General features: G+C 30.1%; 19 protein-coding genes, 2 tRNA genes and 1 pseudogene. 8 read left to right on the top strand and 14 right to left on the bottom strand.

What is annotated here, in order from left to right; genetic code table 11:
* Positions 1–571: 571 nt before the first annotated feature.
* From ELQ05_RS04930 to ELQ05_RS04945, 4 genes and pseudogenes are all read left to right on the top strand, one after another.
* A complete protein-coding gene (locus ELQ05_RS04930) occupies positions 572–1,234 on the top strand; it encodes a thiol:disulfide interchange protein DsbA/DsbL (RefSeq protein ID WP_070317171.1) in 663 nt (220 codons plus the stop codon).
* Positions 1,231–2,040 (top strand): protein-disulfide oxidoreductase DsbI, encoded by an 810-nt coding sequence (gene dsbI / locus ELQ05_RS04935; RefSeq protein WP_070317170.1) that lies wholly within the window; start codon positions 1,231–1,233, stop codon positions 2,038–2,040. Before ELQ05_RS04930 ends, dsbI begins: the two co-directional genes overlap by 4 nt.
* An 88-nt stretch (positions 2,041–2,128) precedes the next feature.
* Positions 2,129–3,946 (top strand): annotated as a pseudogene (locus ELQ05_RS04940) (aryl-sulfate sulfotransferase).
* A gap of 128 nt (positions 3,947–4,074) precedes the next feature.
* Positions 4,075–4,716, top strand: a complete 642-nt coding sequence (locus ELQ05_RS04945; RefSeq protein WP_070317169.1) for a thiol:disulfide interchange protein DsbA/DsbL — start codon at positions 4,075–4,077, stop codon at positions 4,714–4,716.
* A gap of 34 nt (positions 4,717–4,750) precedes the next feature.
* Here ELQ05_RS04945 and ELQ05_RS04950 read toward each other — a convergent pair whose 3' ends face one another.
* A complete protein-coding gene (locus ELQ05_RS04950) occupies positions 4,751–5,737 on the bottom strand; it encodes a c-type cytochrome (protein WP_134239984.1) in 987 nt (328 codons plus the stop codon).
* A 201-nt stretch (positions 5,738–5,938) separates the two neighbouring features.
* Here ELQ05_RS04950 and ELQ05_RS08265 point away from each other — a divergent pair, with 201 nt between their 5' ends.
* On the top strand, positions 5,939–6,079 hold the full coding sequence (locus tag ELQ05_RS08265; protein ID WP_002861506.1) for a hypothetical protein: 141 nt from the start codon (positions 5,939–5,941) through the stop codon (positions 6,077–6,079).
* On the opposite strand, the gene ELQ05_RS04955 is transcribed toward ELQ05_RS08265, so the two are convergent.
* From ELQ05_RS04955 to ELQ05_RS04975, 5 genes are read right to left on the bottom strand one after another with little or no spacing between them, the layout of a single operon-like run.
* Positions 6,067–6,699, bottom strand: a complete 633-nt coding sequence (locus tag ELQ05_RS04955; RefSeq protein WP_070317168.1) for a hypothetical protein — start codon at positions 6,697–6,699, stop codon at positions 6,067–6,069. The two genes, ELQ05_RS08265 and ELQ05_RS04955, sit on opposite strands and share 13 nt — an antisense overlap.
* Positions 6,696–6,938, bottom strand: coding sequence for a hypothetical protein (locus tag ELQ05_RS04960; RefSeq protein WP_002852415.1), 243 nt, complete (start codon positions 6,936–6,938; stop codon positions 6,696–6,698). The genes ELQ05_RS04955 and ELQ05_RS04960 overlap by 4 nt, the downstream gene beginning before the upstream one ends.
* Positions 6,922–7,968 carry a DHH family phosphoesterase gene (locus ELQ05_RS04965; protein WP_070317167.1) on the bottom strand — a complete coding sequence of 349 codons (1,047 nt, stop codon included), beginning with the start codon at positions 7,966–7,968 and terminating at the stop codon, positions 6,922–6,924. Before ELQ05_RS04965 ends, ELQ05_RS04960 begins: the two co-directional genes overlap by 17 nt.
* Positions 7,969–7,976: 8 nt before the next feature.
* Positions 7,977–10,151 carry a flagellar biosynthesis protein FlhA gene (gene flhA, locus ELQ05_RS04970; RefSeq protein ID WP_002852599.1) on the bottom strand — a complete coding sequence of 725 codons (2,175 nt, stop codon included), beginning with the start codon at positions 10,149–10,151 and terminating at the stop codon, positions 7,977–7,979.
* The gene (locus ELQ05_RS04975; RefSeq protein ID WP_070317166.1) at positions 10,138–10,548 is read right to left on the bottom strand and encodes an RrF2 family transcriptional regulator; all 411 of its coding nucleotides are present in this window, start codon (positions 10,546–10,548) and stop codon (positions 10,138–10,140) included. Before ELQ05_RS04975 ends, flhA begins: the two co-directional genes overlap by 14 nt.
* Before the next feature lie 174 nt (positions 10,549–10,722).
* Here ELQ05_RS04975 and rpsO point away from each other — a divergent pair, with 174 nt between their 5' ends.
* Positions 10,723–10,995 (top strand): 30S ribosomal protein S15, encoded by a 273-nt coding sequence (gene rpsO, locus ELQ05_RS04980; RefSeq protein WP_002852579.1) that lies wholly within the window; start codon positions 10,723–10,725, stop codon positions 10,993–10,995.
* Positions 10,996–11,078: 83 nt separating this feature from the next.
* On the opposite strand, the gene ELQ05_RS04985 is transcribed toward rpsO, so the two are convergent.
* Together ELQ05_RS04985 and flgL are read right to left on the bottom strand one after the other, a co-directional pair.
* Positions 11,079–13,919 carry a DNA translocase FtsK gene (locus ELQ05_RS04985; RefSeq protein ID WP_134239975.1) on the bottom strand — a complete coding sequence of 947 codons (2,841 nt, stop codon included), beginning with the start codon at positions 13,917–13,919 and terminating at the stop codon, positions 11,079–11,081.
* Positions 13,920–14,026: 107 nt separating this feature from the next.
* On the bottom strand, positions 14,027–16,282 hold the full coding sequence (gene flgL / locus ELQ05_RS04990; protein ID WP_134239976.1) for a flagellar hook-associated protein FlgL: 2,256 nt from the start codon (positions 16,280–16,282) through the stop codon (positions 14,027–14,029).
* A 179-nt stretch (positions 16,283–16,461) separates the two neighbouring features.
* Here flgL and ELQ05_RS04995 point away from each other — a divergent pair.
* Together ELQ05_RS04995 and ELQ05_RS05000 are read left to right on the top strand one after the other, a co-directional pair.
* Positions 16,462–16,548: transfer RNA gene (locus ELQ05_RS04995), tRNA-Leu, on the top strand.
* A 10-nt stretch (positions 16,549–16,558) separates the two neighbouring features.
* Positions 16,559–16,633 (top strand) — tRNA-Gly (locus ELQ05_RS05000).
* A 28-nt stretch (positions 16,634–16,661) separates the two neighbouring features.
* On the opposite strand, the gene abc-f is transcribed toward ELQ05_RS05000, so the two are convergent.
* Genes abc-f through ELQ05_RS05030 form a run of 6 tightly spaced genes read right to left on the bottom strand, consistent with a single transcriptional unit; the run spans position 16,662 to position 24,267 of the window.
* Positions 16,662–18,593 carry a ribosomal protection-like ABC-F family protein gene (abc-f, locus tag ELQ05_RS05005; protein WP_134239977.1) on the bottom strand — a complete coding sequence of 644 codons (1,932 nt, stop codon included), beginning with the start codon at positions 18,591–18,593 and terminating at the stop codon, positions 16,662–16,664.
* Between the two features lie 3 nt (positions 18,594–18,596).
* Entirely contained in the window at positions 18,597–19,886 is a 1,290-nt protein-coding gene (locus ELQ05_RS05010) for a sensor histidine kinase KdpD (protein ID WP_070317162.1), read from the bottom strand.
* The gene (locus ELQ05_RS05015) at positions 19,880–20,542 is read right to left on the bottom strand and encodes a response regulator transcription factor (protein ID WP_002865921.1); all 663 of its coding nucleotides are present in this window, start codon (positions 20,540–20,542) and stop codon (positions 19,880–19,882) included. Before ELQ05_RS05015 ends, ELQ05_RS05010 begins: the two co-directional genes overlap by 7 nt.
* Positions 20,529–22,112 carry a phosphoglycerate dehydrogenase gene (serA, locus tag ELQ05_RS05020; RefSeq protein WP_070317161.1) on the bottom strand — a complete coding sequence of 528 codons (1,584 nt, stop codon included), beginning with the start codon at positions 22,110–22,112 and terminating at the stop codon, positions 20,529–20,531. The genes ELQ05_RS05015 and serA overlap by 14 nt, the downstream gene beginning before the upstream one ends.
* Positions 22,109–22,597 carry a hypothetical protein gene (locus ELQ05_RS05025; protein ID WP_070317160.1) on the bottom strand — a complete coding sequence of 163 codons (489 nt, stop codon included), beginning with the start codon at positions 22,595–22,597 and terminating at the stop codon, positions 22,109–22,111. Before ELQ05_RS05025 ends, serA begins: the two co-directional genes overlap by 4 nt.
* Positions 22,597–24,267: a 30S ribosomal protein S1 gene (locus ELQ05_RS05030; protein ID WP_070317159.1), complete on the bottom strand. Its 1,671-nt coding sequence runs from the start codon at positions 24,265–24,267 to the stop codon at positions 22,597–22,599. Before ELQ05_RS05030 ends, ELQ05_RS05025 begins: the two co-directional genes overlap by 1 nt.
* Positions 24,268–24,396: the final 129 nt, after the last annotated feature.

Here is a 24,396-nt window from a genome sequence, read left to right on the forward strand (position 1 = left end):
ATTAACTTAGTAAAAAAAAGCTTTTTTAGGAAAAAGTTTGTTTTGCATGCGAGGCAAAAAGATTAAAATATTTTTATTAAATAAATCTTATATCAATCATAAAAAGATGTGATAAAAGGTAAAAATATATAAAAATTATAATTTTGTATTGAAAACTGTAATTTTCAAACTTTTTTATATACACATAGATTATTCTATTTTGATATACTTTAATCTACTATTTTTCCATACTTTTATGATTTTACCTTTTGAGTGAAATAAACTTATCCACAAAATATAATGTAAAAAATTGATAATTTTATTTTGTAAATTAAAATTATATTGTACTTTTCTTGAAAACTATAAAGAATATTTAAAAATTAAATTATTTTATATTATTATCAAAATATACATAAAAATGATAACTTGTGCATTAAATTTTTAATCCCCCTATTCTTAATTTTTAGTTAAAGTAAATATTTTTTAGTTATAAAATTTTTTAAGAATATTTTTATTTTAATAGTTTTATAATATTTATTACATAAAAACTTAATAAAAAGTTTTGTCAAAACCAAATTTCAAGGAGAAGGTAATGAAATTTCCAGTAAAATTAGCAAGATCTATTGTTACATGTGCTTTTTTAGCAGGTATAAGTGCTAGCGCATTAAGTGAAGGTAAAGAATATGTAATTCTTAAAAATCCTATTGCTAACGCTGATAATTCATTGATTGAATTTTTTTCTTATCGCTGTACTCATTGTTATGATCATCACAAATTTAATACCATGGGTAAAGTTAAAGAAAAATTGCCTAATTTAACTTACAAATTTTATCCTGTAAGTTCTATGGGAGATTATGGAAGGCAAGCTAATGAAATTTTTGCTTTTGCGGCATTTAAGGATGGTGTAAATAAAATTGATCCTACGGATAAAAATAGCTTAACTCATAAAGTTGCTGAAGCTTATTTTAATGCATATTTTAAGAAAAAACAAAGATGGGAAAATGGTAAAAATCCTGAAGCTTTTTATAGTGTCGGTTTAAAAGCAATGAATGTGAGTAAGGCTGATTTGGAAAATTTCTTAAAAACTCCAGAGGCTGCAGAGTTTTTAAAAAGTTATGAAATTGCCAATCCTATTTCGCAAAATTATGGCACCCCTGCTTTTGTTGTTAATGGAAAATATCAAATTAACCCAAGTGCAATCAACTCTCCAGAGGCTTTGATTGAGATTACTAAAGAGCTTAGCAAGCAAAAATGAGTTGTATAAAAATGAAAGATAATTGCAGAAATTTTTCACTTTCTAAATGGCAAGATACGCGCAAACCTTGGTTAATTTTGATTATAGTTACTATAGGACTTACTTGTATAGCACATTTTTTATTTCAAGAATATCTTTTTATGGAACCTTGCGAACAATGTGTGTATATAAGATTTGATATGCTTGTTATGGCTATAGGCGGTATGATTGCATTAATCAACCCTGCAAATAATATTATAAAAATTTTTTCTTATGGTTTAGCTTTTTATGGAATTTGGCTTGGCTTGGAGCATTGTCTAACTTTAAATCATATTCATGAAGTGGTTCATTCTGAAAATCCTTTTGCAGGTGTAGATGGATGTCGTGAAATTCCTATTTACCCATTTAATTTACCTTTGCATGAATGGGCTCCTAGTTGGTTTTTGCCAACAGGAGAATGTGGGATGGATACCCCTGTAGTTCCAGAAAATGCTTATAATCATCTTAATGCTTTTCAAAAATTTTTTATAGGAACTCCACCTAATTTTGAAAATGGGCTTTATAGCAATGGTTGGTATTTGATTCCTAGTTTAAAGTTTATGAATATGGCAATTTGCTGTCTTATGGCATTTTTATGTTGTTTTATTGTGCTTTTTGCAATGTTTATAGCCTATGTTTTAGATAAAAATAAACCTAATGCTAAAATTTTTGCATTGGTGATTGTTATTTTGGTTTTGGTGTTTAAATTTATAGGAGAACCAAAAAATCCAAATCAAAATATAGCTAGTTTAAATCATTTAAATCAAGTCGTTTTAAGATGCTCTTAAAATACGCAACACATTATTTTTGTTGCGTATTATTAAAATTTTATTTAAGCTATTTTAGGATGGCTTAAATAATTTTAAAGGATTTATCATGAGACTTAGCAAAACTATTTGCATGGCATTTTTGACGGGTTCTACCCTACTTGCACCTAATGCTTTAATGGCCATGGGTGGTCTCAGTGGAGCGAAAATAGATTGGAAAATTCAAGGACAAATAGGTGCGATTAAAATGAATCCTTATGGATTGTCTCCTTTGACCGCTATTATTATGGATAATGGTTACGTCTTAAGCGATATAAAAGTAACTATTGTTCCTAAACCAAATGGTCAAACTATTTCTTATAATGTGAATTCTAAAATGGCTAAGACTTATGGTGGAATTCCTATTTTTGGACTTTATCCTTCTTATTTAAATACAGTAAAGGTAAGTTATACTAAGACTGCAAATGGTAAAAGTCAAAAAGTTGTTGATGAGATTTATAAAATTACAACTCCAGGGGTTAGCATAGAACCAAGTGGAAGCACTGATCAAAGAGGAACTCCTTTTGAAAATGTGAAAGTATTAAAAATGGATCCAAAATTTTCAGATAGGCTATATTTAGTAAATAATGCTCCTGGAAAACAATCTGGCAAAGGCTCACAATCTGTATGGAATAATCCTGTAGGTGGTGCTATGGAATGGGATGAAAATTCAAATGTCTTTATCATAGATACCAAGGGTGAAATCAGATGGTATTTTGATAACGACAAATTAATGAACTGGGACAATATTTACAATAGTGGAATTATGATGGGTTTTCATCAAAACAAAGATGGAGCTTTAACTTGGGGATTTGGTCAAAGATATGTAAAATACGATATCTTAGGAAGAGAAATTTTCAATCGTAAATTACCTGTTGCCTATATAGATTTTTCTCATGCTATGGACAATATGCAAAATGGGCATTATTTATATTAAGAGTAGCTTCAGCAAATACTTTGCGTCCAAATGGTAAGCATGTACGCACAGTGCGTGATACTATTATAGAAGTAGATGAGAATGGTAATGTTGTTGATGATTGGAGATTGTATGAGATTTTAGATCCTTATAAAAGTACTATTATCAAAGCTTTAGATCAAGGTGCAGTGTGTTTAAATATAGATGCAAGCAAAGCGGGTAAAACTTTAAGCGATGAAGAGCTTGCCAAAATGGATGAAAGCGACAAATTTGGAGTATAGCAGGTACAGGTATAGGTAGGAATTGGGCTCATGTAAATAGCGTTGATTATGATCCAAGTGATGACAGTATTATTATTTCTAGTCGCCATCAAAGTGCTGTTGTTAAAATTGGTCGTGATAAAAAAATAAAATGGATTTTAGGGGCACATAAAGGATGGAATAAAGAATTTAAAAATATTTATTACAACCTGTAGATAAAAATGGCAAAAAAATTGTTTGCGATGATGATTATAGCAAATGCTCAGGTTATGAAAATGAAAATGGTGGATTTGATTTCACTTGGACACAACATACAGGCTGGAGAATTGATAGTAAATCAAACAAGCGTTATATCTATATAAGTGTTTTTGATAATGGTGATGCAAGAGGAGCTGAGCAACCTGCATTTGCGAGTCAAAAATATTCTCGTGCTGTAATTTATAAAATCGATCAGCAAAATAAAACTGTGGAACAAATTTGGGAATATGGTAAAAATCGTGGAAATGAATGGTTTTCTCCTGTAACTTCTTTAACTCAATATGAACCAGATAAAGATTCTATTATGGTTTATAGCACAACAGCTGGAATGGCTTGTGATCTTAGCAAAGGTGTAAGTCTTGGAGAGCCAAAACCTGAAATTGATGAATTTAACTGGGGTGCTAAGGAGCCTTCGGTTCAAATTCAATTTAGCGGTTCAGGCACGGGTTATTAAGCAATGCCTTTTAGCGTTGATCAAGCATTCAATCCTAAAAAATAAATAAGCCCAAAAATAAATTTGGGCTTATTTATTTTTTTTAAATAAAATTATCTTTGAAAATTTTATTTAATCAAGGATATAGTATGCGTAATTTTTTTTGCAAATTTGTTTTAGCGCTTGTATTTTGCTCAAGTTTTGCGTTAGCAAATAATAGTTTTATTACTCTTAATCCAAATTTATCCAACTCCGAAAATAGTGTAATAGAAGCATTTTCTTATAAATGTATACATTGTTATAATCATCATAAATTTGGAACCCTTGAAAAACTAAGAGAAGCTTTTCCAAATTTGCATTTTAAACTCTATCCTGTAAGTTTAATGAATGGAGATTTTTCCAAAGAAATGAATGATCTTTTTGCCTTTGCTCAATACAAAGATGAGCAAAATGGTAAAGACGCGAGTTATTCTGATAGTTTATCTCATAAACTTGCTGATGTTTATTTTGTTTCTTATTTTTTAAACAAGCAAAGAAATTTTTCGAATTTAGATGAATTTTACGACATAGGTTTAAAGGCTATGAATGTAAATAAAAATGAAGTATTAAATTTTTTAAACACCCCAAAAGCTAAAGAAATTTTAAGAGAGTTTCAAAGAGCTAATGATATAGCTAAAACCTATGGCACCCCTGCTTTTGTTGTCAATGGAAAATATCAAATTAACCCAAGTGCAATCAATTCGATGCAAGATTTAGAAGATCTAGTTAAAAAATTAAGTAATATGAAATAATAAATTTTTTAAGGCAATAAAAATTGCCTTAAAATTATTTTTTGATCATATTTGTATAAGGTCCATAGCGATGTTGGGTTGTAGAAAAGCTATCATCATAAGGTCCTACATCCATATCTAAAGGCTTAACCTTTCTATCTGGAAAGTCTTTATCTCTATTTGCTTTAATAGGGCGAGCTTGTGAATTCATGTAAGCTGCTACATCATAAGCATCTTCAAGACTTAAGTCAGGCGCACCTTGAGGCATATTTTCTTTAATATAAGAAGCAGCTTTGATAAGACGATACATTCCAGCTCCTGTATTATAACTATCATTGCCCCAAAGTGGTGGATAAAGATAATACGCCCCTGCGCTATCCTCATTTTTAAGCCCTAATCCATTTTCTTGATGACAAACGGCACATTTATCCATATAAATTGCCTTACCTTTTTTAGGGTCAGCTGCTCTCGAGATGAAATCTATCTTCTTAAGCCCCTGCCCTTCTATCTTAGCTCCTACTGGAACTCCTTGAGATAACCATTGCATATAAGTTAGCATGGCTTTCATTTCAAGCGCATCACTAGGCATTCTTTTGCCATTCATAGAGCGTTCAAAACAGCCATTGATCCTATCTGCTAAGGTAATTACTTTATCTCCTCTGGCATTATATTGTGGAAATCTTGCCCAAATTCCTACAAAACCTGATTGATTTTGTACACTTCCACCATTAGCATGGCAACTTGAACAAGAAAGATTATTTCCCGCAAATCTTTTTTTAGGATCTTTGGCCTGTGGACCTACATATTTGCTTGTTTCATTAAGAATTTTATTTCCCAAAATAACCATTTTGCTATATTCTGAATTTTTTGGCATTTTAGTTTCATCTATGGTACCATCTTCATTTAAAGCCTTAGGTAAATTCCATTTGGCAGTAGGTAGATCAATACCTGTTGCACTCTTAGTTTTTTCCAAATTTGGATCTAAGGCTAAAGCACAACTTCCACATAACAACAAAGTTAAAACTATAGAAAATTTATTCATCATTTTTCCTCCTTAAATTTGTCTAATTCGAATTCAGTATATAACTTTGCTTCAAAAAAGTCAATAAAAGTTAATAATATTTTAATAAAAAACTTCAAATTCTTAAAAAAATATTTATTTGCCTTATAATTAAAACTTTAAAATAAAAATAAAGTTTTTTTGATAAAATTGAAGTTTGCAATATTTTTAGAGGTTGGTTTAATGAAAAATTTAAGCATTCAAGAAAAAAAAGACTTAGATAACTGCGTTTTTCAAAATCTTGGAAGGCAAGATACTTTTACTTTAAGTGCGATTTTTAAAAATTTTTATTTAAAAATTAAAGCATTTATTTATTCTAAATAATACCACTTAAAATCTTTTTTTGTGTAAGAAAGATCTTTAAAAGAAGGCGATTGGATAAATAGTTTGCACTCTTTATCCAAATTTTCTATTCCGTATATTTTCATAGCCATTCTTGAGTCATGTCTTGTAAGTTCTATTCCAACGCAAGCTTGATTGTTGATTTTATAAAGCAAAGTACCACCATCTTTTTCATCTATATTTAAAACATCCAAATTCTTATTTTTACTCATATCTTTTACATCTTTACTAAAAGAATATCGGAGTTTATAATATATCATAATATCTTGCATGGTATTTTTCAAATTTTGTAAATTTTCATTAATCAAGTATCCATTATTTTTATAAAGTTTTAAAAAATCTTCATTAAGAAATTTTTGAAAACTTTCATCTTTAGATAATTTTTGACAAGAGTTATAGCTATTTAAAATTCTAATTTGACCAGCTTCTATTAAAAGCTCAAGGCAATCTTTATTTTCTTGTGAAAATTGTACTAATTTAACTTCTTGAATCTTAAAATCTTTGTTCGGTTTTTTTTCATAAGCAAAATCATTTAATTTTTCGTAAATATTAGCAAAACTTAAAGAATATAAACTAAAAAAAATTAAAATACACTTTTTCATTGAAAAAAATCTTTGTATTTATTTTTTAGAAATTCCACCACTTCTAAAATTTCATCAACCCCTTCTTTGTTGGAATTTTCGAGCACATTATCTATATTATCAATATAAGCTTCTATTGCATTTTCTAATTTTTCTCTTTTAACTCCAGCGTATAAAAGCATAGCTTCTAAAACTATGCTAAGCTCATATTGTAAATCTTCTAGTTCATTTTTTAAGGTTTTATTATTGTTTTGATTCATTGTTTTCCTTTTTAAGTTCTTTGCTTTTAATTAAATCAATAATTTGAGCCTTAATATGATTATAATTTGCTCCATCTTTAAATGTCGCAAAAAGTCCACCACTAGCATTTTTATGTCCACCACCACCTACTAAATTTTTAGCCATTAAACTTACATCTATTTTTCCATTTGCACGAAAACTTAAGGTTTTTCTAGAACTAACATCAATAAAAAAGTCATAATCAGGATTTTTTACTAAAAAATCATTTCCAATAACAGAAGTATTGCCTATATTTGAAGTTAAGATGCCTTTATGGCCTTCATATTCTATACTGAAATTTTCTTTTAGCTCACTTAGTTTTTCAACTACAAAACAAGAAATTAAATTAGAAAGAGTATCATCATTTTTTCTGGCAAAATAATCCTTTTTTATAAAATGAGTAGCATTATCGAGTAAAATATTCGCATTTTCTTTTCCTATAAATTTCCAAGCCTTATCAAGCAAGAAAAACATATAATCGATTTGAGATTCTTTAAACATCACGCGATTTATTTCTTTTGCATTGGCAATCAAGCCTAAAAAAACCTTTCCAAGTTCAAAATTTTCATCCTCGCTTAGCCAAATATCAACAGCATTAACCACATCAACAAATTTTGAAAGTTCTAAAACAGGAGTGCAGATTTTAGAGAAAAAATCATAAACGATTTTAGTTGCACATCTTTTAGAATCAAGTAAATACCAAGAATATTTTTGAGCACATTCTTCGCCACTTTGATGATGATCAAGAAGAAAAATTTTAATATTTTTCTCTTTACAAATTTTTTCAAATTCTTCACATTGATTTAAATTTAAATTTAAATCTGTTATTAGAATAATAGCTTTTCCGAAATTTTCATCTTTTTCTATATCGCCTATAATAGAGTTAAAATTTTCATTAATTTCTTTACCATAATTAGAATTATAAAATTTCACATTTTTAAAATAAAAATTTACTACAAATTGACAAGCATAACCATCAAGATCTGTATGCGAAAGATGATAAATTTTCATTATATTCCTTAAAGTTCTATCCTAATAATACCCTCGGTATTAAAATTTGTATTTTCTGCAATTTCTGCAAAACTTAACACTACTATATTAATGCTAAAATTATAACAAATATCAGCAATGAATTTTCTAAGCTGCGGTTCAACGCAAAGTATAAAAGGCTTGATACGACCATTTGCTACCGCGGCAACTTCAGCCCTTAGAGTATCTACTAAAGTGCCTGTTTGAGCTACACTTAAAGGCAAGTGATAACTTCCATCTCTAAATTGTACATTTTCCATTAAAACTGCAGAGCTAGCAGAGTCTAAGATAAAAATATCCAAATTTCCTTTATCATCTAAATACATATTTGTAATCATCCTAGCTAAAGACGCCCTTACATGTTCAATAATCATATCAAAACTCTTGCTTACTTCTGCTATATCGCTTACAGATTCTAAAATAGTAAGCATATCTTTAATTGGTATGTGATGCTTAAGCAAGTCTTTGAGAATTTTTTGAATAAGACTTACAGGTGCAACACCTAAAGCACCTTCTACAATGATTGGATAATCATTTTTAACCTTATCAAGAAGATTTTGCACCTCTTGGCGTGTGAGAAGTTCGCTTGCGTGTGCTTTGATAAGTTCGCTCATATGTGTTGAAATAACACTTGCAGGATCTATTACTATATAGCCATTTAATGTTGCTTCATCTTTTAAATTCGCATCAATCCAAAGTGCATCAGAGTTAAAAGCGGGTTCTTTTGTAGCAATCCCTTCTATCTCTTCTGTGATAAAACCACTATCCATGGCTAAATATTTATCCGGATAAATTTCAGCACTTGCTATAGATACGCCCTTGAGTTTAAAACTATACTCATTTGGTTTAAGTCTTAAATTATCTCTTATTCTTATTTTTGGCATTAAAAATCCTAAACTTTCAGCAATACTTCTTCTCATTGAGCGAATTCTTTCTGTAAGTTCGTTTTCAGCAAGCTTAATAAGTCCGTATCCAAGTTCAAGTTCTAAAATTTCAACTTTGAGTATGTCGTTAATCTTGTGCTCTTCTTCTTTGAGAATTTCTTCTTCGCTTTTCTTAGCAGGCGCTGCCGTTGTCCCACCTGCTCCACTTTGAGATGCAGCTGCAGCACTTGGTTTGCTTTTTTTAACTGTGGTTATATCAATTTTACCTTCCTTAACCTGCTTGGTAAGATAGCCAAGACTTAAAAAAACTAAAGCCATAAAGCCCAAGGATAAAGTTGGCAAACCAGGCACTAACGCAAAGATAAAAAGTACAAAACCTACTATTAAAAGCGTGCGATATTCACTTAAAAGTTGAGTTAAAGTTCCTTCTGCAAAATTTTCCTCATCTTTGCTTGCACGAGTGATAATTATAGCGGTTGCAGTAGAAGTAATAAGCCCTGGAATTTGCGATACAAGTCCATCACCTATGGTTAAAATAGTATAGGTAGATGCAGCATCGCTTAAAGCCATATCGTGCTGAAAAGATCCTATTAAAAAACCACCTATGATATTTATAATAGTTATGATAATTCCTGCAACAGCATCTCCTTTGATAAATTTAGAAGAACCATCCATTGCACCATAGAAGTTTGCCTCAGCAATAACTTCTTGACGTCTTGCTCTAGCGGTTTGTTCATCAATAAGTCCTGCATTTAAATCCGCGTCAATAGCCATTTGTTTACCCGGCATTGCATCAAGTGTAAATCTTGCTTGTACTTCAGAAACCCTTGTACTACCTTTTGTTACAACCATGAAATTAATTAATACTAAGATACAAAATACAATCACACCAATGACCATATTTCCACCAACAACAAATTCTCCAAATGCTGCTATAATCTCACTCACAGCTTCAGGGCCGTTTTGCCCTTCGCTTAAAATCATCCTCGTAGTAGCTATATTTAAAGAAAGTCTAAATAAAGTAATAATCAAGATTAAAGTTGGAAAAGTTGTTAAATCTGTCGGTTTAGGTATATAAATAGAAATTAAAATAATTAATACTGATAAAGCTATACTTAAAGCTAAGAAAAAGTCCAAAATAGGACTTGGTAAAGGAACTATGATAATAGCTAAAATGCAAACTAAGAAACCAACAATAGTTAAGCTTTTAGCTTTTAAAACAGGAGCAATTAAAGGCCCCAAAAAAGGAAAAACTAAATCGACTATTTTATTTTTTGCCATTATTTTTCATAATATCTTCTAAAGTAATAGAATCTAAAAATTCATCTACTTTATTTTGTAAATTTACTAACATAGGCATTAAGGTGCAATTTTTTTCTTTATTATTTGGACAAGTGCCACCGCTGCATTCAAATACACTGATATCCTTTTTTTCAGCACTGTTAACAATTTCTTTTATAGTATATTGACTTGGTTCTTTGATTAATGCAAAACCACCTTTTGCCCCTTTAAAGGATTTTAACAAACCATCTTTAGCTAAAGTTTGTAAAATTTTAGCTAAAAAACTTTTGGGAATATCAAGCTCTAAAGCTAAAGAATCTACATCTTGAGGTGTTTCTTTTTGAGAAATATAAATTAAAGAAAGTAAAGCGTATTCGCTAGCTTTGGTAAATAGCACAGATTCTCCTTGTTATAACTACAGAAATAGCTGTAATTATAATAAATAATTCTTAGAAAAAGACTTAAATTTTTACAAAACCTTCTAAAAAGGATAAATTCAGTTTATTTTTTGCTTTTTAAGATAAAATTACAGTTCTTTAATTTTATTATTTTACCAATCAGGAGGTCTATCATGGCTTTGGATTCGGCCAAAAAAGCAGAAATAGTTGCGAAATTCGCTAAAAAACCAGGTGATACTGGTTCAACAGAAGTTCAAGTAGCTCTTTTAACTGCAAGAATTGCAGAACTTACAGAACATTTAAAAATTTACAAAAAAGACTTTTCGTCAAGATTAGGACTTTTAAAACTTGTAGGTCAAAGAAAAAGACTTTTATCTTATCTTAAAAGAAAAGATTACAATTCTTATAGTAAGTTAATTACCGAATTAAATCTTAGAGATAAATAATTTTAAGCCCTTTTTATGGGGCTTTTATCTTTATAAATTTCTTCTTTTGTAATTAGTTTTTATATCAAAATAAAAAGAAAATCTTATAAAATTTCCCTTTGTCCTTTGGCATCAGGTTCGCTTAAAACTCCATTTTGCGTAAGTTGTTCAATAATATTTGCAGAGCGGTTATAGCCGATTTTTAAACGGCGTTGCAAATAAGAAATGCTTGTTTTTCCATCTTCTAAGATTACTCTTTTAGCTTCTTCATAAAGCTCATCTACTTCCCCATCAAAGCTTTCATTTGTTGTAACACCCACGCTTTGCTGATCTTTTAAAAAGCTTTCATCATATTCTACGCTTTGTTGATCCTTTAGAAAATCCACGATTTTTTCTATTTCAAATTCACTCGCAAAAGGCGCATGTAAACGCACTATAGAGCTTGTTCCAGGAGGAGTAAATAAGCAATCTCCTCTTCCAAGTAAACTCTCAGCACCCATAGCATCTAAAATAACTTTAGAATCAATTTTTTGCCCTACTTTATAAGAAATTCTACTTGGCAAATTCGCTTTGATTAGTCCTGTTACAACATCAACAGAAGGTCGTTGTGTAGCTACAATCAAGTGAATTCCACTTGCTCTTGCCATTTGCGCAAGTCTTCCTATATAAAATTCCACATCCTTACCCGCAGTCATCATTAAATCAGCAAGTTCATCGATAATTACTACAATAAAAGGAAGTTCTTTACCACCTAATTCTTTCATTTTTTCATTGTAATTTTCTATATTTTTGGTTTTTGCATCAGCCATTAAACGATAACGTCTTTCCATTTCAGCTACCATATTTGAAAGTGCATTGACTGCTTTTTTTGGATCTGTGATAACAGGAGTTAATAGATGAGGAATATCATTATAAATGCTAAATTCAAGCATCTTGGGATCTATCATCATCAAACGTAAGGTTTTAGGAGAGTTGCGATATAAAAGACTTAAAAGCATAGAATTTATCCCCACACTTTTACCACTTCCCGTGGTTCCTGCAATAAGTAAATGCGGAAGTTTTTTAAGATCGGTTACAAAAGCATTACCTACTATATCCTTACCCAAAGCTATAGTTAAAGGACTTTTAGCGTTTTTAAAAACCTCACTTTGTAAAATTTCTCTTAGATAAATGGTTTGAATTTCATCATTTGGCACTTCTATACCTACAACATCTTTTCCTGGTATTGGAGCTTGAATACGGATTGATTTTGCCATTAAAGCCATAGTTAAATCATCTTGTAAATTTAAAATACGACTTACTTTTACATCTGCACTAGGACGAAATTCAAAAGTAGTTACAACAGGACCAACATAAGTGCTTATAACATCGCCTCCTATTTTAAAACGACGCAACTTTTCAAGAAGATTGTAAATTTTTTTATCTATTTCACTTTCATTGATTTCTTGTCTATGCTCTTTTGGATTAGCCAAAAAATCTAATGGTGGCAAGGTGAAATCTTTTGGTTTTTCTATCTCACCCTGCTCTATTTCGCGCAATAAAGCTTGATTAATAGCAATTTCTTTGGCTAAAACTGCTTTTTGAAGTTTAATTTCTTGATCATTTGTTTTTTCATCATCGATTTTAGTTTCTGCGTTTTGGATAAAATCGAATGTATTTTTTTCTTCTATAACTATTTCATTTATATTTTTTATAGGAGCAGGTTCTATATAAGGATGATTTAACTCTTCTACAATAGGAGTAAACTCGAAGATATTGTCTGCTTTATCTGGATTTTTATTTTCATTTATTTTGTTTGATTCTTCTGTTTCTGTTTTGATTGTTTTTAGGCTATTAAAACTATATTTATTCCCTTCTATAATATCGCTTGAATTTATTGCATCATATTCTTCTAATTTTTTAATTTCCTGTTTTACTTTATTTTCTAAAATTTCATTTTGATAGGCTTTGTATTCTTGTTCTAATTTTTCTTTTTTTATCAAATTCTCTCTAAGTTCAAGCTCTTTTGTAAAAATTTTTGGTTTAAATTCTTGTTTGGAAACTGGAATTTCAATATTTTTACGCTTATAACTTGGTTCATCTAAATTTTTATTTGTATCTATTTGCTTTATATCTTCAAGTTTTTTAGGTTTTAAAAAACGTTCAGGAATCATATCTACCTCTTCTTCTGAAATAAAATTAAAATCTTCATCAAGACTAATACTTATTTTACTAGCCTTTTGTGCGAAATTTCGCACTTGTTGAGAATGCTCATAAACAAAACTTTTTGATTCTTTTAAGCTTTGCGTATCAATCTCTATGGTTTCATCTAAAATTTGATTTTTTAGTTTTTCAAAGTTTTCCTTAGCTGTGGTAATTGAATTTTTACTTGCATTGATATTGCAATCTTTAATTATCTGTTCTAAGTTATTGGTTTTTTCTTTTTTATTTATTTGTAAATTTTCATAAATACTATTTTGCAAAATATTTAATTTTGGAGCCATAGGTTCTGATTTACCTACATCTTCTTTCTCGTTTTCTCCACCAAATACACGCATAAGCAAAGACTTAAAAGCCTGCTCTACTTTTAATAAAAAAGCAAAATCCAATTCTATTTTTAAAATTTCTTTTGCAAATTTCGGAAACAATAAGATCAAAGAAAATAGTAAAAGCAAAAGAGCAAAAATTCCACTCCCTGTATGTCCTAAGATTATAGAAAAAAATCCATATACAATTTCTAAAATATACCCAAACTCTCTATAAAAGACAGAAAATAAAAGCAAGGTAGAAAAAAAAGCCAAAGAAAAACCAAAAAGCTCTCTACGCTTAAAATTTTCTATTTTATAATTTTTTCTATAGTAAAGATAATTTAACACAAGTAAAAAAAACGGATAATAATACCCAAATTCTCCAAATAAAAATAAATTAACCTTGTAAACCCATTCTCCCATGCTAGGTGCTAGCACGCAAAGACAAAGATAAAAAATAACAAGTGTAGAGCTGGTAAAAATGGCTTCTTTTTTAATATTCTTTCCTTAAAAATAAAATCAAAGCCAAATTATACCATAAATTTCTACATATAATTTAATAAGCTAAGTTGAGAAATTGTTGTACTAGCCTTAAGAGAAGCTTGATATGCAAGTTGAACTTGCATTAAATTCATCATTGCTTCACCATAATCTACATCAATAACATTTGACTTAATGCTTTGCACATTTACGCTTAAGAAATTTACTCGAGTATTGACACCATCTATAGTATTATGATAAGCTCCCATGGTTGTATTAAGCTTGCTGATATGATCTGCTAAATGATCGAGTCTTTCTAAAGCTCCTTGCATTCCAGTATTTCTTGGATCAGCCGAATTTCCATCGGCTCTCATATTACCACTTAAAACCGCATCTATCATAGTATCTAAATCTTTTATAAGATCAACATTTGGTTCATCTATAACTAAAGCATTATTAGCACTAAAGCTAAAATTTGGACCATTTTGAGTTTGTGCTGTTGTACTATAAGGTGGTGAAGGAAAATGACCGCTTTGAGAATCACTTAAAGAAATTCCTATGTTAGTTCCTGAGGATAACTTATCGGTAACGCTAATGCGACCTTTATAATCCATACTTACATCAACAGTAGCTTGAGAATCTTTCATGAGTTGTTGTAAACTATTATAACCATTTGCATCAACTTTTCCATTTGTAGCTGTTATGCTTTGGGTTGGAATTTTATCTGCAGCAAACATTCCAATGATATCATTGATTTGCCCATAAGTTATTTCATTTGATGGAGTTACTACTCCACTATTCCCTGTTGCTGGATCAGTGTGCATGATAGGAAAACTTATGGTTTGTTCAGGATTTTTAGGATCTTTAAAGCTTACAGTTGAATTTCCTAAATTTATAGTGACATCATAAGAATTTCCACCCTTGGAATTGACTTTTAAATTTAAGGTGGTACCATTTAAACTATCTCCTGCCATGACTTCGCTAAGTTTGGTTGAATCTGTTGCATAAGCATTGCTTCCTTTAATCACTTGAGAAACATTGCCATAAACAGTATTTCCATCTTTTTCAAAATAAACATTATCATAATCTGCACCATTGGCTGGCTTACCGGCTGAATCAGTCATATTGCTTTTGATAAAATCAGTTTGAGCCAAGCTAAAACTAAATTCTTTTTCAACCCCGTCTTTTCCCGTTAACTTAATAGTAACTGGGCTGGTTGGATTGGTAATATCACCATCTTTTATAGCAGCTTTCATGACTTCATTGGTAACATCATCCATATTAAGGCCATTTTCTTTAACAAATTTTTCCATAGCTTTAAAATCTTCAGTTTTATCCATTTGTGGAGTATAGGCTACGGCATGAAAGTCTAATTTATTATTGCCTTGTTTTAAATCTGTGATTTGAATTTGACCGCTATTATTTATGCTTACTTCTACAACTTTATTATTAGCAGTGTTGCCATAAAGTGTGCCAATTTGCTCTAATACATCTTCTATTTTATCATCTGGTTTTACTAAAACTGCGCTTTTAAAGCTTGTACCATCTGGCTTGGTTCCTTGAACATAGAGTGTTGAAGGTGGAAAGTTAAGCTTTTTGTCTTTATCTTCAAAATCATCGTATGGATCTAATTTTCCATCTTTTACATAATTTTGCCCGATAAGCTGTTTCCAAGCAGAATCTCCATTTAAATACCCTTGTTTGTCTTTGTCTGCCTCAGTATAGCGATTATCCTTAAAGCTGATATTAGTAGTAATTTGTTTTTTATAGTCTCCATCCGCTTTGAAAAATAAATCCCATCCAGGTATATTATAAGGACTTTCAGTTCCAGCTCCAGTTACTACATTGATATTATTTTTATCTCCATAATAATTACCATTAGAATCAAAAGGTTTATTTGCAACTTGTGAACCTGCAAAAAGATACTGACCATTAACGCTAGTATTTGCAAGCTGAACTATACTTTCTTTTATGCGTTCTAGTTCTTTTGCTATAGCCTCCCTTGAAGTTTGAGAGTTCCCATCACTTGCAGCTTGAGTTACTTTAACTTTAAAATCTTCAAGAAGTTTTACCATGTCTTGCAAAGCTTTCATGCTGTTTTGAGTCATTTCTTTTGCACTGTTTGTTGCTTGTTTTACTTGTTCTAATGTTTTAATTTCATATTCAAGACGCGTATTATCTATATAAGTGCTTGCATCTTCATATGAATTTTGTATTTTCAAACCTGAAGCAAGTTGTTGAGATATCTGATATAAAGCACTTTGACCACCCATAGAATTATTCACACTATTTGTGAAGTTAAGTTTATTTGTAATTCTCATTTTTTTCCTCTAAAGTATTAAAGTTAAAATCTTTTCAAACATTGCTAATAAACAAAAGCAATAACTGTTCCAAAAATTTAAATTACATAATTTTATATCGTCTTTTTGAAAATACTTTTTATTTTTAAAGTATTTTTTAGCCTAAAAAAGTATAATTTTAGCTTTAAATCTTAAAATGAGCCCGAGTGGTGAAACTGGTAGACGCGCCAGACTCAAAATCTGGTAAGGGCAACCTTGTGTCGGTTCGAGTCCGACCTCGGGCACCACTTATTTTTTGCGGGAATAGCTCAGGGGTAGAGCACAACCTTGCCAAGGTTGGGGTCGCGAGTTCGAATCTCGTTTCCCGCTCCATAGAACAAAAAATATAAAATCTCTTTAATTATAAATTTTCGCTTTTTTCTAATACTAAAAAATACTCATTTTCTAGAATTTCAAGTTCTTTTTGCTTTACTTCAAGCTCTTGATAAAGCTTGTTAATACCTATTTCTTGATATACATTTGGATCGGATAAATCTTGATTTAATTTAGCTATCTTTTGCTCTAAAAAATCTATTTTTTCAGGATGGTTTTTTAATATCTCATTTTCTTTGTAGCTTAATTTTTTAGAGCTTTTTTCTTTTTGGTTATTATTTTGCTCTTGGGTTTGAAGCTCTAAAGCAAAATTATCCAATTCTTCAATTTCTTTTTCATTTTCAAGATATTCAGTATAAAGAGTGTGTAAAATATTTATATATCCATTTCCCTCAAAAGCATAAAGTTTGGTTGCAATTTTATCAATAAAATATCTATCGTGCGATACTAGCAAAATAGCCCCTTCAAAACTAAGTAAGTATTCTTCTAATATATTAATCGTAGCTATATCAAGATCATTAGTTGGCTCATCTAAAATCAAAACATCATATTCTTTAGTAAAAAGCAAGGCTAAAGCAACGCGATTTTTCTCTCCACCACTTAAAAGAGCCACGCTTTTATCTAAAAATTCCTTAGGAAATAAAAAATTTTTCAAATATCCATAAACATGCATATTTTTACCACGAACTTCAACCCTATCTCCACCATTGGGACAAAAAATTTCAAGTAAGCTTTTATCAGAATTTACCAAGCTTCTAACCTGATCAAAATATCCTATCTTAAGCTCTCCGCGTTTTATTTCACCGCTATCTTGTTTTATTTGCCCTAGAAGAATTTTTAACAATGTCGATTTCCCACAACCATTTCTTCCTACGATAGCTATGCGTTCACCTTGTAAAATACGCGTTGAAAAATCTTTAAAAAGATTTTTATTGTTTATGTTTTTGCTTATATTTTTAAGCTCAAAAAGCATTTTTTTACGATTACCTATTTTTTCTCCATTAAAATTTAAAGCCGCTCTTGAAATTTCAAGTTTTAAGCGTTTGATTGCTCCGGGATTTTTTTTCGCTTCTTCACGCATTTTAAAAATGCGTTCTTTTCGTCCTTCATTTCTTTTAAGTCTTGCCTTAACCCCTCTTCTAAGCCATTCTTCTTCGCTTTTTAATTGCTTTAAAAGAGTTTCATGGCTCTTAGCAAGGCTTTGCAAAATTTGTGTTTTTTTCTCTAAATAGTTTGCATATCCGCCTTTAAAAATACTAAGTTTACCCTGCTCCACTTCTATACACTTGTGTGCTATAGCGTCAATAAAATATCTATCATGGGAAATAAAAATCACACACATCTTTGAATTTTTTAGCAATTCTTCTAAAAAGCTTGTCATATATACATCTAAATGATTAGTTGGTTCATCAAGCAATAAAATATCAGGATTTTTTAGTAAAAGTATGCAAAGGCCAACGCGGCGTATTTCTCCACCACTTAAAGTAGATATAATACGATTTTCATACTCAAGCAAACTAAATTCTTTTAAAACGCGTATTATTTTAGATTCTATATTCCAAGCATCTTTACTATCAATTAAAGTCATAAGCGTATCTATTTTTTTAAGATAATCTTTATTGCTAGGATCTTCTTCTAATTTTTTATGCAGTGTTTCATATTCTTCTAAGGCATTGTAAATTTCTGCAAGCTCTTGCTTGATGGCTTCTTTTACACTTAAATTTGCGTTAAAATCAACGGTTTGTGAAAGCATGGCTATGCTTTTTCCATTTTGTCTTATTACTCTACCGCTATCTAAAGGAAGTGCGCCTAAAAGCGTTTTTAAAAAAGTAGATTTTCCTTCTCCATTTTTCCCTATAATGGCAATCTTTTCTCCCTCGTTTGCGCTAAAATTTACTTCATTTAAAACTATTTTGTCTCCAAATTTTTTTGAAGCTTCAATTAAATCTATAAGAGCCATTTTTTATCCTTGACTGAGTTTAAAGCTAAAACTAGAACCATAGCCTAAAGTGCTAGAAATTTCAAGATAACTTTTATGTATATTTAAAATTTTCTTTACTAAAAAAAGTCCCAAACCAAAAGAATTATCACTTTTTACATCAATTTTATAAAATTTTTTTGTAATCAATTTTATTTTATCTTCTTCTATGCCTTTTCCAAAATCTTGCACTATTATCTTTTGATCTCTTGCTGTTAAAATGACTTCTTTTTGACTATATTTTAAAGCATTAGAAAGCAAATTTATAATCACTTGCTCGATTAAAAATTCATCAGCCTTAACTTTCGTGCTTTTACCTTGCAATACAACCCTTTCAAAGCCTGGGTTTTTAGTGATTTTTTCACACAGAGAAAAAAGATCAAATTCTTGCATTTGCAAGGCTTCACTATTAAGATTAAAAACAAAATTAAGCTTATGGGTCAAAGCATTAAGCTTAATGCTTTGACGCGAAATTTTTTCTAGCAATTCCTTTTTTAATTTTTTATCTTCCAATTTCTCATCTTTTAGCATCTCTAAGCTAAGATCAATCACGCTTAATGGATTTTTAAGCTCATGAGAAATAGCAGAAATCACACTAGCAAGCTGAGTATTTTTTAAAGTGATTTTATCGCTTTGTTTTTTATTTTTCTGGGTATTCTTTAGAATTTTATCCTTAGTTTTTAAAAGCTTCTCATTTAGCAAATTAAATTCTTTAAATATTCCTTTTTCTAATATAACAACTTTATGATCCCCTATAGAATCTAAAAAATCCAAAATTTTATTAAAATTTTTCTCTATTCTTCTACCTAGCAACAACATTAAAATAAAAACAAACAGCAAGCATACTCCAAAACCGATTGCCATTTTTGTCCAAAAAAGTTCTAAATCTAAAAAACGAGGATAAACAATAATAATATATTTATATCCTTTGTAAATAAAGCTTTTAGTGAGAATTTTTTTTGAATCGAAATTTAAAATTTCTCCTTCTTTAAAATTAGAAAAAAAATCAGGATTTTTTACAGAACTTATTTTCATATCATTGTTTAGGATAATAAAATCAGCCCTAGTATCTTTAGCAAAATCCTTGATATTAGCATCATTTAAATGCTCTAAGAGAGAAAATTTTAAAACATCATCAAGGCTTTTGATTTTTTGCTCATATTGTTTTATAAGCAAGAAATTAAGATAAGAATTAGTAAAAGTATAAAAAATAAATCCAAAAATCAAAGCCAATACAACAAAAAAAACTATAAAAATATTTTTAGTTTTTAGCATAATTTATAGCCAACACCCCTAACACTTATAATATGATCTTTTAGTTTTGGAAATTTATTTCTAAGTCTTGTTAGAGCTATATTGATTGTTTTATCACTTGTAGTATCATCTTTCCAAACACTTTCGCTTAAAAATTGTCTAGTAAGCAAGGTATTTGGATTTTCAAAAAAACATTTTAAAAGCTCATAGTCAAGATTTGAGATTTCTAATTTTTGATTTTTGTAAAAGAATTCATAATTAGCCAAATCTAAAATAAAATCACCAAAAGATAGCTTTTCTTCTTCTTTCTTATGGCGTTTTAAAATTGCTTTAATGCGAAGCAAAAGCTCATTAAAATCAAAAGGTTTACAAACATAATCATCACAACCACTTTCAAAGCCTTCGAGCAAATCTTGATGCAAAGCCTTGGCTGTAAGAAAAATAACTGCTTCTTTATATCCTTGCTCTCTTAAATCTTGAATTTTTTCTAAAGAATCTCCACTGGGCAAATTTCTATCGACTATTAAAAGATCGATTTGCTCATTATCGAGCAAATCTTCAACTCCAAAAAAATCCACTAAAGATATAACTTCATAACCACTAGATTTTAACTTTAAAACAAGCAGTTCGTTTAAATCTATATCATCTTCTATAATTAAAATTTTAAATTTCAACATATTGGACAAATACACACGCCTCTAATTGTTTTAGTTCATCTAATACTTCTTTCTGAACTTTTTCATCAATCAAAACAACAGCCAAAGCATACCCAAAACCATCTCTACCAAGTCTAAAATCAGCTATATTGATATTTTTAGCTGCCAAAACGGAGCTGATTTTAGCTATAACTCCTGGTATGTCTTTGTTTTTAAAAATAATCATTTTCCCTTTTGGCTTAAAATCAGTTTTAAAGCCATTTAATCCAACTATGCGTTGTTCATTTTCATTAAACACTGTTCCTGAAACACTGATATTTGAATTTTCGGTGATAATTTTAACGCTAAGTTTATTATTATAACCACTATTTGGAAGAGTTTCGCAAGATAATTCAACTCCTTTTTCTTTGGCAACAAATTCTGCATTAACATAATTAATTTTCTCTCCTAAAATTCCACCCAAAGCACCAACAGCTGCAAAGGTTAGCATAGAATTTGCATACTCGCCAATAATTCCTTCAGCCTCTAATTTAATACTTTTTATAGGATTTTTATCAATTTGAACAGCTAAAAAAGCCATTTTAGAAACAAGTTCTATATAAGGAGCTACAAAAGGTGGTAAATCTTCGGTTTTAATTGGCAAATTTAAGGCATTAGGATAAGCCACGCCTCGTGCTGCACTTAGTGCTTGCTCACAAGCTTCTCTTGCGATATTGTCTTGACTTTCTAAAGTATTTGCTCCTAGGTGAGAAGTAACTGAAATATTTTCAAAGTCTAAAAGAGGGTGATTAGTCGCAGGTTCTTTATCGAATACATCTATACCAAGCCATGCTATTTTACCACTTTTTAAACCTTCATATAAAGCTTCTTCTGCGTACAATCCTCCGCGAGCACAATTTATTAATCTTATTCCATCTTTCATTTTTGCAATTTCTTGCTTTCCTATCATACCATTGGTTTCTTTGGTTTTTGGTGTGTGAATGGTAATAAAATCACTTTTTTCTAAAATTTCATCCAAATTTTTTGCTTGCTCCATATCTAAATCTGTAATCTTAGAAGCAGAAATATACGGATCGTAGGCTAAAATTTTCATACCAAATGCTTTAGCACGGATAGCTACTCTTGAACCTATATTTCCAAAACCTATAACCCCTAGCGTTTTGTTCATCAGTTCAATGCCATACCATTTTTCTCTTTTCCATTTTCTTTCAATTTTTAAAAAATTATGAGCATTAACAAAGCTTCTAGCTGATGTTAAAAGATGTGCCATTGTTAGTTCAACTGCGGCAATAGTATTTGCAGTTGGGACATTCATCACAATCACTCCTCTTTTAGAACACTCTGGAATATCAACATTATCTACGCCCACCCCAGCACGCACAAGCGCTTTTAATTTTTTGGCATGATTTAGGAAGTTTACATCTATATCCGTAGAACTTCTAGTAATAGCAACTTCAACATCACCTAGCATTTGCATAAGTTCATCTTTTGGAACTTTTGCAGCTTCTATAAGCTCAATATCTTCAGCCTTTCTTAGGATATCGACACCTTTATCCAAAATAGCATCACATACTATAATCTTTTTTTTCATAGCCAAATTTCCTTTACTTCTGTATTTATTTTATATTTTTTTAATTCTTTGATAATATCATCTATAAGTTTTTCATTACCTGTATCCAAAAAGATTTCTGGACTATCGCCTGATTTAAGAAGAAAATACTTCACATTAAAAGAATTTAAAGTCTGTCTTAAGCAAAACATAGAATAAATATCATATTTTCCAACTATAAGTTGATAATATTTATTTTTCTCCTTAAGCTCGCTAGTATCCGCATCGAAATATAAGGTAAATTTTTCTGCTGCTGGGGTAAAATCTCTTGTAGGCCATTTTGCTAATTCTTCTTGCCATGAAAGATCTTGATTTTGAGCTTGAATACTTGGCTGCGTATTTGTATCTTTAGCAAATTGTGGAATGAAATTTACATTAGCTTTAAATTGCCAAAGTAATGTAAAAACAACAGCAAGCAAAATGAGTAATAAAATACTCAAAATGCTTATTGTAATGTATTTTTTCATTAAGTTAGTTGATCTTTAATGATATCACCTAAGGTTACTTTATCATCATTATTGATTTCATTAAGAACTTCTCTTTCTTTCATTCTAATAAGATTTTTAACACTTAGGCGAATTCTATTTTTCTTTTCATCAATAAAAACTATAGCAGCTTCAATATCGTTGCCAATTTTTAAATTTTCAAGCATAGAAGTGCTTATATCTTCTTTATGAATTAAAGCATCAACATTTTTACTTAGCTCTACAAAAACGCCAAAATCTTTAATATCACGGATAGTGCCTTTTACAATATCGCCGACTTTATGAATTTTGGCATATTCTTGAACTGGAGAGCTGCTTAATTCTTTTGTGCTTAATGATATTTTTTGGTTTTCTTCATCTATTTTGATAATTTTTACCTTGATTTTATCCCCTTGAGAGAATTTGTCTTTGCATTTATCGTTTCTATCCCAAGAAGCGTCTTCATTATGCAACAAACCTTCAATACCGCCAAGTCTAACAAACGCACCAAAAGAAGTTACTGAGGTAATTTCTCCCTCAACCACATCTGCAATTTTATAAGATTTCATAAATTCATCAAAAGGTTTAGAAAGTAAATTTCTTAAAGAAACTCTTAAGCGTCTTTCATTTGGATTGATTTCAATTACTTCAACATCAATTTCTTGGCCTTTGTTGATATAATCTTTTGGATTTTTAATATTTTTATCCCAAGAAATTTCGCTGATATGTAAAAATCCTTCTATATCATTTCCTAAATCTACAAAAGCACCGTAAGGCTCTATATTTGATACCATTACTTTAATAGTATCACCTACATCAAGAGTATCTTTTATCTCGCTCCATGGATCAGGTAAAGCCGCTTTTATAGACAAGGATAAATGTTTGCGTTCTTTATCATACTTTATAACTTTAACTGGAACTTTATCACCCTCTTTATAAAGTGTTCCAGGATTTACAGGTCCTTTGTAAGAAATTTCGCTGTAATGAACAAGGCCATCAACACCTCCTACATCTACAAACATACCATAGGTGGTAATTTTTTTCACAATACCTTCAATTAAATCTTCTTGTTGTGCTACATTATTGATCAATTCTTTGCGTTTTCTTCTCTCCTCATCTAAAGTTTTTTTACGAGAAACAATGATACTTTGCTCATCTTTATCGATTTTAATAATTTTAACTTTAAACGTTTTGCCTATAATGTTATTTGTTTCTTTGAAGCCATATTGAGATTTTGGCAAGAAAAATTCAACATCATTTTCATCAACAACTATCAATCCGCCTTTATTTTTTCCAACTACTTTTACGGTAAAAATATCATCTTGATTTTCTTGATAGTTTTTAATAAATTCAATAACTTTTTCTTTTCTCAAAGCTTTTTCATGAGAAAGTAAAGATCTGCCACCACGAGAACCCATAACAGCAACTTTAATACTATCGCCTATATTAAATAATAGCTTAGAATTGTCATCTTGTATTTCGCTAAGAGCTAAAATACCTTCAGATTTTTTACCTATATCTACATAAACTTCATCATTTTTGATCTCTACAATCACACCCTCTGTTGTAGCCTCTTCTCTTGATTTATCAAAAGCCTCTAAAAGCTGTCCAAAATCTTCTTCCTCAAGATAATCATCTACACCACCTTGAACTTTTTTGTTCACCTCGCTCATTATGGTCCTTTAAAATAATTTTTAGAAATTAGTTGATTTTACCTTATTTTTCTTTAATTAGTGTTAAGTTTTTTTTATTTTTGTTAATTTTTTTTAAATTTTTGACTTTTTTATTCTATTTGAAAACAT

It is taken from the genome of Campylobacter sp. US53, from assembly GCF_004378995.1.
Lineage (GTDB): Bacteria > Campylobacterota > Campylobacteria > Campylobacterales > Campylobacteraceae > Campylobacter_D > Campylobacter_D jejuni.